The sequence below is a fragment of the Haloarcula regularis genome, assembly GCF_029338315.1.
In the GTDB taxonomy this organism is placed as follows: Archaea; Halobacteriota; Halobacteria; order Halobacteriales; family Haloarculaceae; genus Haloarcula; species Haloarcula regularis.
Genome location: NZ_CP119794.1, coordinates 3,177,534 through 3,193,220, shown reverse-complemented (window position 1 = coordinate 3,193,220; position 15,687 = coordinate 3,177,534). Strand labels below are relative to the sequence as shown.

At 68.6% G+C, this 15,687-nt stretch carries 18 protein-coding genes and 1 pseudogene; 11 read left to right on the top strand and 8 right to left on the bottom strand.

All coding sequences use genetic code 11. The annotated features are described in order from the left end of the window. Nucleotides 1-71: 71 nt before the first annotated feature. On the top strand, nt 72-716 hold the full coding sequence (locus tag P1N55_RS17220; RefSeq protein WP_276276715.1) for a helix-turn-helix domain-containing protein: 645 nt from the start codon (nt 72-74) through the stop codon (nt 714-716). On the opposite strand, the gene P1N55_RS17215 is transcribed toward P1N55_RS17220, so the two are convergent. After that, complete coding sequence (locus P1N55_RS17215) at nt 711-2,132, bottom strand: YjiH family protein (protein ID WP_276276714.1); 1,422 nt, start codon at nt 2,130-2,132, stop codon at nt 711-713. The genes P1N55_RS17220 and P1N55_RS17215 overlap by 6 nt on opposite strands. 141 nt (nt 2,133-2,273) lie before the next feature. On the opposite strand from P1N55_RS17215, the pseudogene P1N55_RS17210 reads away from it, so the two are divergent. After that, nucleotides 2,274-3,195 (top strand): annotated as a pseudogene (locus tag P1N55_RS17210) (sulfide-dependent adenosine diphosphate thiazole synthase). Nucleotides 3,196-3,303: 108 nt separating this feature from the next. After that, nucleotides 3,304-3,825 (top strand): HTH domain-containing protein, encoded by a 522-nt coding sequence (locus tag P1N55_RS17205; RefSeq protein ID WP_276276713.1) that lies wholly within the window; start codon nt 3,304-3,306, stop codon nt 3,823-3,825. 3 nt (nt 3,826-3,828) lie between these two features. On the opposite strand, the gene P1N55_RS17200 is transcribed toward P1N55_RS17205, so the two are convergent. The 3 genes from P1N55_RS17200 to dcd form a co-directional block, all read right to left on the bottom strand. Continuing rightward, nucleotides 3,829-4,479 (bottom strand): class I SAM-dependent methyltransferase, encoded by a 651-nt coding sequence (locus P1N55_RS17200; RefSeq protein ID WP_276276712.1) that lies wholly within the window; start codon nt 4,477-4,479, stop codon nt 3,829-3,831. Next, nucleotides 4,476-5,372, bottom strand: coding sequence for a thiamine-phosphate synthase family protein (locus P1N55_RS17195; RefSeq protein ID WP_276278758.1), 897 nt, complete (start codon nt 5,370-5,372; stop codon nt 4,476-4,478). The genes P1N55_RS17200 and P1N55_RS17195 overlap by 4 nt, the downstream gene beginning before the upstream one ends. A 69-nt stretch (nt 5,373-5,441) precedes the next feature. Then, entirely contained in the window at nt 5,442-6,029 is a 588-nt protein-coding gene (gene dcd / locus P1N55_RS17190; RefSeq protein ID WP_276276711.1) for a dCTP deaminase, read from the bottom strand. A 201-nt stretch (nt 6,030-6,230) separates the two neighbouring features. Between dcd and P1N55_RS17185 the strand changes: the two genes are divergently transcribed. Then, complete coding sequence (locus tag P1N55_RS17185) at nt 6,231-6,980, top strand: BGTF surface domain-containing protein (RefSeq protein WP_276276710.1); 750 nt, start codon at nt 6,231-6,233, stop codon at nt 6,978-6,980. 18 nt (nt 6,981-6,998) lie between these two features. Here the strand turns inward: P1N55_RS17185 and P1N55_RS17180 are convergent, their stop codons facing one another. Next, nucleotides 6,999-7,700 carry a Yip1 family protein gene (locus P1N55_RS17180; RefSeq protein WP_276276709.1) on the bottom strand — a complete coding sequence of 234 codons (702 nt, stop codon included), beginning with the start codon at nt 7,698-7,700 and terminating at the stop codon, nt 6,999-7,001. Between the two features lie 107 nt (nt 7,701-7,807). Here P1N55_RS17180 and pth2 point away from each other — a divergent pair, with 107 nt between their 5' ends. The 4 genes from pth2 to P1N55_RS17160 all read left to right on the top strand — a co-directional run bounded on the left by pth2 (nt 7,808) and on the right by P1N55_RS17160 (nt 9,932). Next, a complete protein-coding gene (pth2, locus tag P1N55_RS17175) occupies nt 7,808-8,146 on the top strand; it encodes a peptidyl-tRNA hydrolase Pth2 (protein ID WP_276276708.1) in 339 nt (112 codons plus the stop codon). Nucleotides 8,147-8,220: 74 nt separating this feature from the next. Further along, nucleotides 8,221-8,955: an archaeal proteasome endopeptidase complex subunit alpha gene (gene psmA / locus P1N55_RS17170; protein WP_276276707.1), complete on the top strand. Its 735-nt coding sequence runs from the start codon at nt 8,221-8,223 to the stop codon at nt 8,953-8,955. After that, nucleotides 8,955-9,647, top strand: a complete 693-nt coding sequence (psmB, locus tag P1N55_RS17165) for an archaeal proteasome endopeptidase complex subunit beta (RefSeq protein WP_276276706.1) — start codon at nt 8,955-8,957, stop codon at nt 9,645-9,647. The genes psmA and psmB overlap by 1 nt, the downstream gene beginning before the upstream one ends. A 93-nt stretch (nt 9,648-9,740) precedes the next feature. Then, a complete protein-coding gene (locus P1N55_RS17160; protein WP_276276705.1) occupies nt 9,741-9,932 on the top strand; it encodes a SprT family zinc-dependent metalloprotease in 192 nt (63 codons plus the stop codon). Nucleotides 9,933-10,051: 119 nt separating this feature from the next. On the opposite strand, the gene thsA is transcribed toward P1N55_RS17160, so the two are convergent. Further along, nucleotides 10,052-11,611, bottom strand: coding sequence for a thermosome subunit alpha (gene thsA / locus P1N55_RS17155; protein ID WP_276278757.1), 1,560 nt, complete (start codon nt 11,609-11,611; stop codon nt 10,052-10,054). 197 nt (nt 11,612-11,808) lie between these two features. On the opposite strand from thsA, the gene P1N55_RS17150 reads away from it, so the two are divergent. After that, a complete protein-coding gene (locus P1N55_RS17150) occupies nt 11,809-12,618 on the top strand; it encodes an amidohydrolase family protein (RefSeq protein WP_276276704.1) in 810 nt (269 codons plus the stop codon). On the opposite strand, the gene P1N55_RS17145 is transcribed toward P1N55_RS17150, so the two are convergent. Then, nucleotides 12,619-13,524 (bottom strand): glycosyltransferase family 2 protein, encoded by a 906-nt coding sequence (locus tag P1N55_RS17145; RefSeq protein ID WP_276276703.1) that lies wholly within the window; start codon nt 13,522-13,524, stop codon nt 12,619-12,621. A gap of 146 nt (nt 13,525-13,670) precedes the next feature. Further along, nucleotides 13,671-14,375, bottom strand: a complete 705-nt coding sequence (locus tag P1N55_RS17140) for a class I SAM-dependent methyltransferase (protein WP_276276702.1) — start codon at nt 14,373-14,375, stop codon at nt 13,671-13,673. 179 nt (nt 14,376-14,554) lie between these two features. On the opposite strand from P1N55_RS17140, the gene P1N55_RS17135 reads away from it, so the two are divergent. After that, nucleotides 14,555-14,824: a MarR family transcriptional regulator gene (locus tag P1N55_RS17135; RefSeq protein WP_276276701.1), complete on the top strand. Its 270-nt coding sequence runs from the start codon at nt 14,555-14,557 to the stop codon at nt 14,822-14,824. Between the two features lie 55 nt (nt 14,825-14,879). Further along, the gene (locus P1N55_RS17130; RefSeq protein WP_276276700.1) at nt 14,880-15,656 is read left to right on the top strand and encodes an MBL fold metallo-hydrolase; all 777 of its coding nucleotides are present in this window, start codon (nt 14,880-14,882) and stop codon (nt 15,654-15,656) included. Nucleotides 15,657-15,687: the final 31 nt, after the last annotated feature.

The window sequence follows — 15,687 nt, the reverse complement described above, 5'->3', positions numbered from 1 at the left end:
CGGCGTCGAATCGGATAGCAGATACTCTCCGTTCGGACATACTTTTAAATGCGGTGTGTGAATCCGTGCCCATGTACGAGGCCGTCTTCCGCATCTACGGCGACGGTGCCTACGAGCAGGCGACGGACGGCACCGGAACCATCGTCGAACTGTGGTGTAACGACCACAGCGACCTGCTCCACGTCAGCGGCCGCGACGTCGAGGACGTCATCGAGGAGGTCCGGCGGACCGTCGGTATCGGAGATCGACTGGAAAGCGGTGACGAGCAGGTGCTGGTCACCGAGGACTGTCTGAAGTCGCACTTAGACGACAACGTCGAGGGCTATCTGGCAGCGGAGGGGTGTCTGCTCGTCCCGCCGCTGAAGTACGCCGAGGGCGGGAAACTGGTCCGCGTGCTCGCGCTGACCGCGGACTCGCTGGCGGGGGTCTACCGGGCGCTGGCGGCGGACTTCGACGTCACCGTCGAGACGAAGCGCGAGGTCAGCTCGGTGACCCCCGATGCCCCGCTGCTGACGGTCGACGCCGTGTTGCCGGACCTCTCGGCCCGCCAGCGTGAGGTGTTCCTCACCGCCTACGACCACGGCTACTACGAGTTGCCACGGGAGACGACGACGGCGGCTGTCGCGGAGCGCGTGGGCGTGGAGCGCCGAACGGCGGAGGACCACTTGCGGCGGGCGGAGAAGAAGCTGGCCGACGCACTGGTCGAGTACCTATAGGAGGCCCAGCGCGGCGACGGCGTGGGTGATGCCGGCGATGAGCGGGACGAGGATGATCGTCCGCATCACGAACAGCGCGACGAGGTCGCGGAAACGGACCGGCACGTCGCTGAACATGTCCATGATCATCGGGCCGACGCTGGAAAAGAAGATGAGCTGTGACACCGAGAGGACGGCGATGAAGAACTTGGCCTTCGTCGCCGTCTCGGTGACCAGGAGGACCGGGACGTACATCTCGGTGATGCCGACGATGGTCGCCGGCGCGACGGTCTCGGCGTTGGGGATGCCGAGCGCGGCGATGATCGGCGTCAGCGGACGACCGAGGATGTCGAAGACGGGCGTGTTCGCGGAGAGGAGCGTCGCGGCCAGGCCGACCGCGAGGATGGTCCCCAGGATGAGGCTGGTGAGTTTCAGGCCGTCGACGAAGCCGCGTTTCGCGGCCTGGGCGAACGTCTCGCCCTCCTTTGCCTTCCCGACCGCCTCGCTGACGGCGAGCCGGACGTAGTCGGTGACGCCCCCGGAGAAGGCGACCTCGGGGTCGGGTTCGGCGATGTACTCGTCGGGCGTCGTCGAGATGGGCGGGAGGCGGACGAGGATCACGCCGGTGACGACGACACAGAGGAAGTACGCGCCGAAGATCAGCGGGAACTTCGGCAGCATCTCGAGGGTGGCGGCGACGACGCCGACGAACCCGATCGAGACCGTCGAGAAACACGTCGCGATGGTGAACACGTCGCGCTTGTGGTAGCCGCCCGCCTCGAAGACGTTGCGAGTGACATAGAGGCCGACGCTGTACGAGCCGACCCAGGAGGCGAGGCTGTCGAGGGCGGCCCGGCCGGGCACTCTGAACAGCGGTTTCATCACCGGTCGGGCGAGCGTCCCGACGAACTCCAGGCCGCCGAGTTCGACGAAGATGGTGATGAAGATGGCGCCGATAGGGATGATGACGCCGACGCTGTACACCAGCGTCCCCCACATCAGCCCGCCGGTCCCCGGCGTGTGGAGCCAGCCGGGACCGAGTTTGAAGAACATCACCGGCGCGAGCACGAGGCCGGCCACGCGCAGCGCCCAGAAGACCGTCGACGTCTCGAAGTACGAGAGGTCGTAGCCCGCCGCCTCCCCGTCGTTGAGCATCGCGGCCGTCGTCAGTACCCCGCCGGCGACGATGATGGCCAGCGAGTAGACGCCGACCGCGTCCGGGAACGTCTCGGTGACGGTGCTGACCACGATGTCGAAGGGCACCGTCACCTCCCCCTGGTAGGGAACCGGCAGGAGGAAGAAGACGCCGCCGATGAGGAAGGCGACGACGAACTTCAGGACGGGGCGCGGGTCGGTCTCGTGGAGGTCTACCTCCTCGATGCTCCTGGCAGTCGGTTCCGTGTCGACTGTGTACGTGGTTCCTGTCTCGGTAGACATTACCACACACTACTCGGATTCGACCGATAGTCCTGAAACCACCGAGTGGCATGGGTTTTAAGTGAAATTTCGTGCTCCCGGAGTATCCAGGTCCCAGTCACCAGAACGCCTTTGTACCACCCAGTGATATTATCACGTGGTATGCGTCAGTTCGACAAGTTCAGCGACGTGGACGAAGCGGACGTCACGCACGCGATCGGCCAGGAGTGGAGCGAGGAGTTCCTCGAGTTCTCCGACACGCAGGTCGTCGTCGTCGGCGGGGGGCCGTCCGGGTTGATGGCGGCGAAAGAACTCGCCGAGCGCGGCGTCGAGACGATGGTCGTCGAGAAGAACAACTACCTCGGCGGCGGGTTCTGGCTCGGCGGCTTCCTGATGAACAAGGTGACCGTGCGGGACCCGGCCCAGGAGGTCCTCATTGACCTCGACGTCGACTACGAGCCGGCCCGCGACACCGAGGGACTATACCTCGCGGACGGCCCCCAGGCCTGTTCGGGCCTCATCAAAGCGGCCTGTGACGCGGGCGAAGATACAGAACATGACGGAGTTTACCGACGTCGTCGTCCGCGAGAACCACCGCGTCGGCGGCGTCGTGATGAACTGGACGCCGGTCCACGCGCTGCCCCGCGAGATCACCTGCGTCGACCCCATCGCCGTCGAGTCGGAGCTGGTCGTCGACGCCACCGGACACGACGCGATGGCGGTGAAGAAACTCGACGAGCGAGGGGTCCTCGAGGGGATCGACGTCGAGGCCGGTGACGCGGGGATGGACCAGACCGACGCCGACACCTACGGCGCGCCCGGTCACGACTCGCCCGGCCACGACTCGATGTGGGTCAGCGAGAGCGAGGACGCCGTCGTCGAGGAGACCGGCCTCGTCCACGAGGGGTTGATAGCGACGGGAATGGCGACGGCGACGACCCATGGCCTCCCGCGGATGGGTCCCACCTTCGGCGCGATGCTCGTCTCGGGAAAGAAGGCCGCACAGGTCGCCCTCGACGAACTGGGTGTCGACGCCGACCGGGTCGAACTCTCACAGACGACGCCGGCCCCGGCCGACGACTGACTGGCGACCCCAGTTTTCCGCCATATTAGTCCTCGTACCAGCACTAATACCACAATTACCCAAACGATTAACTACTAGTATAAGATATATGTGTACGATTGACAACCGATGTCGAACGAAACAACCCGAAGTGAAACACCCGTCGAGGTCGACGGACGCGCGAACGACCTGGAGGTCGCGCTCTGGACGCGTCGGCCGGTGTGTGGCCCCCGGACGACCGTCATCGACCGCCTGAGCGGCCTGCGTTCGGCCGGTGTGCTCGCGGACTTCACGGTGACGACCTGGCCCGAGGAGATCGTCGTCGGTGGGCGGAACCGGCAGAGCGAACTGCTGGAGACCATCGAGGTCTTCGAGGAGTGGGCCGAGGACCACCAGCTGAGCCTCCGGCCGCCCTTCGAGACGCGGACCGCCTCGCTCCTAGTGGGCGGGAGCGAGACGGTGCTGACGACCCCGATGATGCTGGCCGCCGCCTACGAGGACGGCGACATCGTCGGCATCTACCCATGCACCGACGGGTCACGGACGTGGACGATTCCTGACCTCCTGGACGCGCTCGAAGCGCCCGGCGACGGGGCCGAGGCGCTGGCGACGTCGGCCGCCCTCCCGCCCACTGAGTCGGGAACGAGCTGAGGCCTACGGGACCCGGCCGGAGACCAGCCCCAGGAACCCCCCGGCTAACGTATCATAGCGGCGGGCCACCGTCCGCTGGGTGAGTCGCTCGCGGGCGCGGGCGACGCGCTGTTCGAAGGCGCTGGCGTGTGACTGCCGCGAGAGCCGCGTCCCCGGCGCGGAGAGGCGGACGAATCCCTCGAAGGCGACGTTCAGCGGCGCCGCGAGAGCGCGGTCGCTGCGCTGGAAGTTCAGTAGCGCGACGCGGCCCCCGGGTCGCACGCAGTCACACCAGGCGTCGACGGCCGCTGCCGGATCGGCAAAGATACCCGCGACGAACGTCGAGAGGACGGCGTCGGCACCCGCGATGGGGGGCCGGGCGGCGTCGGCCTGGACGTAGTCGACGCGGCCGTCCACCCGGTCGGGGTGGCGCCGCGCGCGCAGGAGCATCTCGCGAGTCAGGTCAAGCCCCACGACGTGGCCCTCCGGGCCGACGCGCCGGCGGAGGGCGGGCACGTTCGCACCGGACCCACATCCCATCTCGACGACGGTGTCGCCCGTCTCGAGGTCGAGCGCGTCGGCGGCCCGCTCGCGCCAGTCGCCGACGAGCGGCGCGCTCGCCAGTCGATCGTAGACGGACGCCCAGCGCCCGTAGAACGCCCGGGCGTCGGTCACAGGAGGTCCCGCGCCCACGCGGCGACGGTCGGGGCGTCCGCACCGAGCAGGTAGACGACGGGTTCGATGCCCATTCCACCAGTCTGGTAGAGCACGTCCGCGTCCGGGTGCTCCGCCAGCGCCCCTGCGACGGCTGTCTCCAGGTCGGCCTCGGCGTCGAACTCGACGGCCTCGTGGCCCGCCGCTTCCAGCGCCGCGACGACGTCCGGGTTGTACCTGACGTTGAGCGCGGCGCGGGCGTCGCTGTCGGCCCCACGGGCGGCCAGTACCACCGTCGCGACGTGTTCGCTCACCCCGAACTCGGGGTCGGCGGGGATCGTCGCGCGCCCCTTCACGTCCAGAATCCGGCCCGGGACCGCCGCCACGTCGTCGATACCGTCCCCGCCGGGCAGCACCTCGACGAGGTTCGACCCCACGGCCGGGATGAGCGAGGCGAACCCGCTGGCGTTCTCCAGCGCCGAGAGGCCCCGCCGGACCGACGAGAGCGTCCGCTCGGCGGCGCGCAGTTCCGAGTCCGGGTCGTGGACGGCAAAGCCCGTGTCGTACGCGGCCAGTTCCGGCACCGCCTCCTCGTGGAGCGTCGCGAGCAGGCCGCCCTGTTCGAGTTCGCGGATGAACACCTCCGTCTCGACGAGCGCCTGGACGGGCGTCATCTCGCCGCTCGCGAGGCCGTCGGCCAGTCGCTCGACCAGGTCGGCCAGGCCACGGTGATCCAGCAGCGCCGGGTTCCGCTCGACGTCGCCGTGGACGTACTTCGAGACGGCGCTCTGACTGATGCCCAGCAGGTCCGCCACCTCAGACTGTGTCAGCCCGCGCTCCCGGAGCGCGTCGGCCAACAGCGATCGGAACGTCGGGAGGAAGTCGTCGACGACGATCTCCTCGATGAAGCGCATGCTACTGGTCCCCACCGAACACACTCGTTCGCAGCCGAGACTCGAACAGGCAGCCGCGGGCGCCGGATCTCATTGGTCGCCTCCGAACTCCCTGTCGCCCTGTATCTTGCTCGCCTGTGGTCCCCGCTGGCCCTGGTACTTCGAGCCGCGTTCCTCCCCGTACGGGCGGTCTGCGGGGGTCTTCAGTTCCGTGAAGGTCAGCTGGGAGATGCGCATGCCGGGCGTGAGCGCGACCGGTGCGGTCCCGAGGTTCGAGAGTTCGAGCGTGATCTGGCCCTCGTAGCCGGGGTCACAGAGACCGGCAGTCGCGTGGACGACGATGGCGAGGCGGCCCAGCGACGACCGCCCTTCGACGTGGGCGATGAGGTCGTCGGGGATCTCGACGCGCTCGTGGGTCGTCCCCAGCACGAAGTCGCCGGGGTGGAGGATGTACTCCCCGCCCTCTTCTATCTCCGTCTCCTCGACGTACTCGCCGACCTCGGACTCGGAGTTCGGGTGGATACACGGGATGTTCGCGTGCTGGAACTCGAGGAACTGGCTGCCGAGCCGGAGGTCGATGCTCGCGGGCTGGATCTGGATATCCGGGTCGTCGAGCGGTTCGACGACCAGGTCGCCCGCCTCCAGGCGGCGGAGGATGTCGGCGTCCGAGAGTATCATTACCCGAGGTAGCGCCAGGCGGTACCTAAACCTCCCGCCTCGGCGTGGCCCTACCGGTTGCTTCAACTCGGCTTTGAGCCACGAGGAAGGTTATGTCCGACACGCGTCAGTTCCACCGTGTATGCAGTTCAGCCGCCCAGCCACTCCAGCGGACGACCAGTCGTATCGGACAACAGACCACAGACACCGGGAGGTGCGTCGATGAACAGTCACCGGGTCGCCGTCGTCGCGGGCCTGGGGCTCGTGGCGCTGGTCCTCGCCGGCGCCGCCGTCGGCGTCCCCCTTGTCACCGGCGACGAGGTCCACTCCGGCCAGCCAGCGCCGGCCGCGGCCCCGAACGAGACGGCGATCCAGCCGGGCGCCGAGTCCCTCGTCCTCCGGGCCACCGCGAACGAGACCGTCCGTGGCACGACCGGGGTCGCGGCGGGGACCGACCTGACGGTCCGGCTCAAGAGCACCGACAGCGCCTCGCCGTTCCTCTACACGGAGTCGGCGACCGTCCGCGAGAACGGGACCTTCGCGGCGAGCTTCGACCTCCGCGGCGTCGAGGAGAACGCCACTGCCACCGTCGTCGTCCGGAACGACACCGGCGCCCTGGCGAACCGCACCGCCCGGATAGACGCCTCGGTCAGCGCGGAATCGACCCCCGAGCCTACGCCGGCACCGGGGACCCACATCGTACACGAGGGCGACCGGCTCACCGTCGACGCGGCCGCCGACCAGACGATTCGTGGGACGACCGACGTCGGGGCCGGCAGCGAACTGACGGTCCGGGTGCGCAGCACCGACTCGGCCAACCCCTTCCTGCGACAGGAACCCGCCGTCGTCCAGGACGACGGGTCCTTCTCCGTGACGATGGACTTCGCGTCGGTCGAGGAGAACGCTACCTTCCAGGTCAGCGTCCGTCACAACGGGACGGCGCTCACCGAGGTGCCGGGCGAGGTCGCCTGAGCGTCGCCCTGTCGGGGGCTACAACAACACCACCGGGAGCGTCGCGACGATGACGGCCAGCGCGATGGCCCCGATGCGGTGGAGTCGATGGGCGACCCGGAGTCCGCCCGCCCAGACGTACGCCTGCCAGGCCGCGCCCGCGACTTGCACGAGCAGGAGCGTCAGTCCCTGCAGACCGGTCTGTATCGGCCGGAACGCGGCGGCCACCCGGTCCGGGTCGGCGACGGTGAGGTCGGTCTGCACGGCGAAGACGACGAGCAGGGCCCCGCCCACGACGACGGCGACGAACGTCGGCAGCAGTCCCCAGGCGGTAACCTCCACCGTCGCCCCGAATCCCGCGCTCCCCCGTGCGAGTTTCGCGCCGAAATAGAGGACGACCGCCAGGAGGAGCGCCCCGGCCACGAGGCCCACAAACAGCAGCGGCAGCGCGTCGACGGCGTTCCCCCAGACGAGCGCGCCGACGTCGACGGTGACCTCGGCGGGTTCGCGACAGGCCGCCGGCGGGGACTCGTCCGAGCAGACCGACGCTGCCGGCCGGTCGGGGTTCGGGACGGTCGTCGTCCCCTCGACAGCCCGCGTCAGTGCAAAGAGGACCACGGCGGCCACGGCGGTGGTAGCCACGGCGAACCCAAGCATCACGAGGCCGCCGGTCACGCCGTTGAGGTCGTCGCGCCGCCCCTCGAAGAACTCGGCGGGGCGAACCAGCAGTGTACGGAGCATCGGGTCTGTTCTCGGTGGGTCCACACCGACACCGTATGTACCCTGTGGTACGTGCAACCGGGTCGGTGCTCCGACGGTGCCTTAAGCGCGGCCGTCTATGAGCGGGTATGAAGCAGGCCATCGTCGCACGGGCCGACATCGGCATGGGCGAGGGGAAACTCGCCGCCCAGGTCGCACACGCGTCCCTGTCGGCCTACGAGGACACCGGACGGCAGGCCCGCACCGCCTGGAAGGGCGAGGGCCAGAAGAAGGTCGTCCTCAAGGCGACGAGCGAGTCCGAGCTGTTCGAACTCGCCGACCGCGCGGAGCGCGAGGGCCTGCCCCATGCGATAGTCAGGGATGCGGGCCACACCCAGCTGGAACCCGGTACCGTGACGGCACTCGCCGTCGGCCCGGCCGAGGACGACCTCGTCGACCGGGTCACCGGCGACCTCTCGCTGTACTGACGGCGAGAATTGCCAGCGTGGGGTGGCTTATATAACTGAAGCCCTAACCTCGGGTGAAACACAGAGTACACACAATGCAAGGAAACGAACAACAGGCCTACGACCGCGGGATAACCATCTTCTCCCCGGACGGCCGCCTCTACCAGGTCGAGTACGCCCGTGAAGCCGTCAAGCGTGGCACACCGAGCGTCGGCATCCGGACGGCCGACGGTGTGGTACTGGCGGCGGACCGGCACGCCCGCTCGCCACTCATCGAGCGCGACAGCATCGAGAAGATCCACGAGATAGACGACCACGTCGGCGTCGCCAGCGCCGGTCACGTCGCCGACGCCCGACAGCTCATCGACGTGGCCCGACGCCAGGCCCAGGTCAACCGCCTGCGCTACGACGAACCCGCCTCCGTCGAGGCGCTCACGAAGGAAGTCACCGACTACATCCAGCAGTACACCCAGACTGGCGGCGCACGCCCGTTCGGGGTCGCCCTGCTGGTCGGCGGCATCGAGGACGGCGAACCCCGCCTCTTCGAGACGGATCCCTCGGGGACGCCCTACGAGTGGCAGGCCGTCGCCATCGGCGGGTCGCGCGAGGACATCCAGCGGTTCCTCGAGGACGAGTACGCGGAGGGCCTGGACCTCGAGGGCGGCATCGAGCTCGCGCTCCGGGCGCTGGCCTCCATCAACGACGACGGCCTCGACCCGACGGGCGTCGATATCGCGACCATCGACGTCGAGAGCGAGCAGTTCAGCACGCTCCCCGAGGCCGAGGTTTCGGACCGTCTTGCCGAGTTCGAGCTCGGAGGTGAGGAGTGATGTACGACCCCGAGAACCGCCTGACCGACGCCTACGAGCCCGAGGTCGGGTCCATCCCGGCCGACGAGGGGACCGAGGACGACGAGGCCGTCGTCAAGACGGGGACGACCACCGTCGGTATCAGCACCGAGGCGGGCGTCGTCGTCGCGACGGACCGACGCGCCTCGCTGGGCGGGCGCTTCGTCTCGAACAAGCAGGTCACCAAGGTCGAGCAGATCCACCCGACGGCGGCGATGACCCTCGTCGGCAGCGTCGGCGGCGCACAGTCGTTCATCCGCTCGATGCGCGCCGAGGCGAACCTCTATGAGGTCCGCCGGGACGAGACGATGTCGATCCACGGTCTGGCGACCCTGGCCGGGAACTTCGCTCGTGGCGGCCCGTACTTCGCCATCAATCCCATCATCGGCGGCGTCGACGAGGAGGGCAGCCACGTCTACAGCATCGACCCCGCCGGCGGCGTCCTGCAGGACGACTACACTGTCACCGGCTCCGGGACGATGGTGGCCACGGGGACCATCGAGGGCGAGTACGACCCCGAGATGAGCATCGAGGACGCCCGCGCGCTCGCCATCCGTGCAGTCACCGCGGCCGCAGAGCGCGACACCGGGTCGGGCAACGGCGTCGTCGTCGCCGAGATCACCGCCGACGGCGTCGACATCGACGCCTTCGGCGACTACGCGTCGGCCGCCTGACGCGTCCGGCGCGACGGTACCGGTTCACAGCCGCTTACGTCCGTTTTTGTACCATTCGATACCTTGATAGTCTTGTCACTCGTATTATGTGTCATGCTCAGCCTGAAGAGTTACATCGGTGGGGCCTTCGGACGGCACGAGGATGTGCCGGAGGACGTGGAGGTGCCGCTGTCGGTGCCGAAAGCGCGACTGTACGAGTGTGCTGATTGCGGGACCGTCTTCATCGAGTCGACCCGCGTGCGCTGCTCGAAGTGTCGGACCGGGACGCTGTCGGTCGTCGAGTAACCGGACGGGATCCGGGTCGGCCGCCGACCCGGGTACGACTGTGTGGAGCGTGTTTTCGCGGCGAAAGAAGGGAGAGAGTGCCGGGTGTACGACGGACGGGTCGGGTGCGAGGAGCCGTCTTACGACGACGAGATGACGTCGTCGATGCGGACGATCATCGTCGCCGCCTCGGTGGCGGATTCGATGGCCTCGTGCTTGACGGCGGCGGGGTCGAGGATGCCGTACTCGACGGGGTCGCCGATGATGCCGGTCTGGCCTTCGCTGATGATGCCGGCGATGCCCTCGCTCTCGTGGCGGGCGCGCAGGTCGACGAGCGCGTCGATGGCGTCCAGGCCGGTGTTCTCGGCGAGCGTGCGGGGCAGCACGTCGATGGCGTCGGCGAACGCGTCGACGGCGAGCTGCTTGCGGCCCTCGATGGACGCCGCCTCGGAGCGGATGTGGTCCGCGATGGCGATCTCGGTCGCGCCGGCACCGGGGACGACGCCGCCGGCGTCCAGCGCGGCGACGGTGACCCCGAGGGCGTCCTCGAGCGCTCGCTCGATCTCGTCGACGACGTGGTCGGTCGAGCCGCGGGCGAAGATGGTGACGGCCTCGGCGGTCGCCCCGCCCGTGATGACCGTCGACTCCTCGTCACCGTGCTTCCGGACCTCGACGCTGTCGGCGTGGCCAAGGACGTCCTCGGAGAGGTCGTCGATGGAGCCGATGCGCTTGGCGCCGGTCGCGTTGACGACCTTCTTTGTCTGTTTCATCGGGAGACCCTCTTCGACGAGGACGCCCGCCTTCGCGAGGCTGGAGGCGACGCGGTCGGAGACGTCCTCGGTCGTGAAGACGACGTCGACGCCGGCGTCGACGATGGCCTGGGCGTAGCCCTGCAGTTCCTCTTCCTCGGCGTCCAGCGCGGCGGTGAGATCCTCGACGCTGGAGACGTTGTACTCGGCGTCGATGTTGCTCTCGCGGACGTCGAGCTCGAAGTCGAGGACGGCGATAGAGGCGTCCTCGACGGACCGGGGCATGTTGTCGTGGGCGGGCGTCTCGTCGATGATGACGCCCTCGACGAGTTCGGTGGCCGATGAGGCCGCGCCCGTCTGGGTGTGGATCTCGATGTTGTCGCGGTTGACGCCGTCCTCGGTCTTCGCGTGGCTGACGGCCTCGACGACGACTTCGGCGAGGCGGTGGGCCTCGACGTCGCCGGTGCCCTTGCCGGTCATGGCGGACTCGGCGACCTCGACGAGCCGCTCGTCGTCCAGGTCGGCGTCGAGGACGACCTCGTCGATGGCATCGTTTGCCAGCTGGGCCGCCGTGTGGTACCCCTCGACGATGGTCGTCGGGTGGACGTCGTCGTCCAGCAGGTCCTCGGCCTTCGCGAGCAGCTGGCCCGCGAGCACGGACGCCGTCGTCGTGCCGTCGCCGACCTCGTCTTCCTGGGTCTCGGCGACCTCGACGATCATCTGCGCGGCGGGGTGCTCGATGTCCATCTCCCCGAGGATCGTCGCGCCGTCGTTCGTGATGACGACGTCGCCGCTGTCGGAGACCAGCATCTTGTCCATGCCGCGGGGACCGAGGGTGGTCCGTACCGACTCGCTCACGGCCTTGCCGGCCGAGATGTTCGACGACTGTGCGTCCTTCCCGTGTGTACGCTGGGCGTCCTCACTGAGGATGAAAAGAGGCTGGCCGCCCATGCGTCGCTGGCCAGATGACATGTGTGTGTAACCTCACCTAAATCATCGTAAGCGGTTCTATATAAACCTTTCCGAACGGCCGAGCCCGGAACCCCCCGCCGTCTGTCAGATGAGTGCGGGGACGGGCCGCTCCGTGCCGCCCACAACGGCCGGGCGTCCGATGAATTAATACAGCGAAGGGTCCACAGTCGGGTAGAATGCTGGAGCTGGAGCACGACTTCCGGGTGGTCGACGTCCACGCCCGTCTCGAACCCGACGAGGAACGACGGCCCCGCGACGGGGTGGGGGACCCCGAGCAACTCGAGCGGGAGATGCACCAGGCGGGGGTCGTCAGGGCCGTCGTCTACCCGGGGCCGCGCGACGGCTCGTACCTGAAGGCCAACAACGGGGTCGCCAGGATGACCGTCGGCCGGCCGATGGTCGCGTTCGCGCGCATCAACGGGGTTCGCGGTCTCGACACCGGGCCGGGGACGACGCTGCGGAACCTCACGAGCCGCCGCGACGAGTCACACACCTCGCCGGCCGACGTCGAACAGTACGCCTACGACGACCGCTTCTTTGGGTTCAAGCTCGACCCGGCAACGGACGGCCTCCCGGACGAGGAGGTACTGGACGAACTCGCGTCGGTGTCTCTCCCCGTCCTCGTCCACGGCGGCGAGTCGTTCCCTCCGTCCCGGGTCGCCGAGACGCTGCTGGGCTACGACTTCCCCGTCATCCTCGCGCACTTCGGCGGCCACCCGCTCCGACGCGACCTGATGGACGACGCCATCGACCTGCTCGACACCCACGACCAGCTGTACCTCGACACGAGCGCCGTCCGTTACCGTGGCCAGCTCGAGCGAGCGGTGCTCGAACACCCCGACCGCGTCCTCTTCGGGAGCGGCGCCCCGGCGGTCCACCCGAACGTGGCAGTGATGGAGATTCTCACCCTGGACGTGCCAGAGGACGCGATGACGAAGGTGTTCTCGAACAATCCCGGGCGCGTCGTCGACGAGCTCGCGCCCTGACTACCGCCAGTCGTAGACCGCGACGGCCCGGTCGGCCCGCTTCGACCGCCCGTTGGGGTTGCGGCGAGTGGACCGGTCCCGGACCCGGGCGGTGACCCCGTCCTGGCCGCCGGTCTTGATGCCCTCGACGACGTCCCGGCCGTTCGCGAACCACTCCGAGGGGACCGTGTCGCCGCGAGCGACATCTTTCAGCGCCTCGACGGCGTCGCGGACCGCGTGACTCGTAATCCGACGAGCGACGGTCGGCCGGACGCCGTAGTTTTTCAGCAACCGGTACGACAGCGAGCGGTACTTCCACCGCCAGTCCGTCTCCGTGACGCCCCCGTCGGCCTCGAACTCGCGGCTGACGCTCATGTCGGTGTCCCACGTGACGTCGTACCCGGTGCCGGCCAGGCGGTGGGCGAAGTCCCGGGCCCCGCCGACGTCTAAGTACTCGTCGAACCCGTCGAGCGCCGCGAGGACGTCGGCCTCGATGGCGACGTTGCCGGGGTTGAAGTACGTCACCTCGCGACCCGCGATGGTCCGTGACTCCTTTGTCTCGGTGGTCATCCCGGCGCGCAACTGGTGGTGTGTCGGCCCGGTCAGGACGTGACAGCCGTCGGCGAAAGCGTCGCGGATCGCCCCGAGCCAGCCGTCCTCGACGGACAGTCCCTGGTTGACCATCGCGACGACGTCGCCCGTCGCCCGGTCGATGCCCGCGTTGCGGGCGACGGTGACCGATCGGTCCGCGATCTCGACCAGAACGGAGACGTCGTCCCGGTCCCGGACCATTCCGGTCGTGCCGTCGGCGGAGGGGCCGTTGACGACGACGACCTCCGCTGTGGGCACGTGCTCGGCGAGTGCGTCCAGACACCCGGCCAGCTCCTCGCGGCCGTTGAGCGTCGGGACCACTACCGAGAGTTCCATACCTCCGGCTACGTTTCCGGAAGCGCATAAAACTCGCGGGCCGGCACGAGGCGGTGTTTAGGTACGAGAGGATAGCCGCAAACAGCCAGAAAGCCCCGGCTGGCCGTTCACGACCGTACTCTCGTACCTAACCACTGCCGGCACGGCTAGACGTGGGTGTTCCAGTAGGAGACCGACGCGAGCGCCTCGCCGACCGGCGTCTCGCCGAGAGCGGTGTCGAGCGAGCGCAGCGAGGCGGCCAGTTCGTTCGGTATCTTCCGGTAGAATCCGTAGGGGAGGATCCAGTCGTGGTCCTCGCCGACCAGTTCCAGGCCCGCGCCGTCGAGGAGGCGGTCGACTTCCCAGCGCGAGTAGAGCCGCGACCCCATCGGGAGCGCCCAGTTGTAGATAGAGCGCGTCGAGAACCGGTTGAACGTGTCGAAGACCACCTGCTCTTTGGCCACCCGGCGCATCTCCGCGAGGAACGCCGCGGGGGTGTCCGCGAGGTGGAAAAAGCGCATCGCAATGACGGTGTCGAAGTGGTCGTCGGGGAACGGGAGGCGGGCGGCGTCGCCGCGCATGAACTCGACGTGGTCGTCGACGTCGGCGGCCCGTGCCTTCTCGCGGCCCTGCTGGAGCATCGGTCCCGAGATGTCCAGCCCGGTGATGTCGGCGCCGCGTTCGGCGAGCATGACGGTGAACCGTCCGGTCCCACAGGCGACCTCGAGGACGCTCTTGTCCTCGACGGGACTGATGGCCTCCAGCACGGCCTCTTTCTCCCGGCGGTCGATGAGACGGCCGCCCCGGGAGAACCGCTTGGCCTCGTACTCTTCGGCCACGGTGTCGGCCTGGTACCACTCCTGCCCTTTCACGCTTCGACTGTGGCTGCCCGGGGGATAAAACGATACTGGAATCCACGCTCCCCACCCACCGCCCTCGAACGACCGGTCCGTCGCAGAATATAAGGAGACATTATACACATCAAGGTATTCGTATTGTATGGTCATACATATAGCCAACTTTTACCAGTACCGTTGGAGTATCACCGAATATGAGCACTACCGTCGAAGATGCGCCGACCACGCCGTTCGCCGAAGCGGACTTCCGGGACCGCCTGCGCGAGCTCCCGCCGAGCGCGAAACTCGTCGCGAAAGTACTGGAGGACGAGGCCCCGCTGTCACAGGGGCAGCTGGCCGAGGCCTCCCTGCTCCCGGACCGGACCGTCCGATACGCGCTGAACCGCCTGCAGGACGCGGGCCTGGTGGACTCGCGGTACAGTTTCACCGACGCCCGCAAGCAGGTGTACTACCTGACTGCCTGAACGGTCCGTCAACAGACCGCCCCGTTCTTCCCCCTCGACCGCCTGCGTCTATCCGATGGACGTGACGAGAGTCGACCTGCCAGTGTCTACGCGGGCACCGACCGGGCAGACCGCCGCGTACGTGCTCGGGGGCAGCGACGCGGTGCTCGTCGATCCTGCGGCACGCACCGACACCCTCGACGAGACGCTCGCCGACCGATCCGTCGCGCACGTCGCCGTCACCCACCACCACCCGGACCACGTCGCCGCCGTCACCCACTACGCCGACGCCCACGACACCACCGTCTGGGCCAGGCGGGGCCGGACCGCCGCCTTCGAGCGAGCGACCGGCGCGACGCCCGACCGGACGTTCACCGGCGCCACCGCGATGCCGACCGGCGATGGGCCCGTACAGGTGCTCGAGACGCCCGGACACGCACCCGAACACGTCGCCTTCGCGGCCGGCGACACCGTCGTGAGCGGGGACCTGGCCGTCGCTGAGGGGAGCGTCGCCGTGGGAGCGCCCGAGGGCGACCTGCGGGCGTACCTGACCTCGTTGCGCCGCCTTCACGCGCTCGCTCCGGACCGACTGGCACCCAGTCACGGCCCGCCGGTCGACGCGCCACGGGCGACCTGCCGTCGCCTCGTCGCCCACCGACTCGACCGGGAACGACGCGTCCGGGCGGCCGTCGAGTCGGGGGCCGAGACGCCCGACGAGATACTCGCGGCGGCCTACGACAAGGACCTCTCGGGCGTCCGTGCCCTCGCCCGCGCGACGGTGGTCGCCCACCTCGAGAAACTCGCCGTCGAGGGCGACCTGGCGTGGGACGGGGAGCGGGCGACGCCCGCCTGAGACCGCCGCCGCGGTCGGGCCCCTTTTGTCC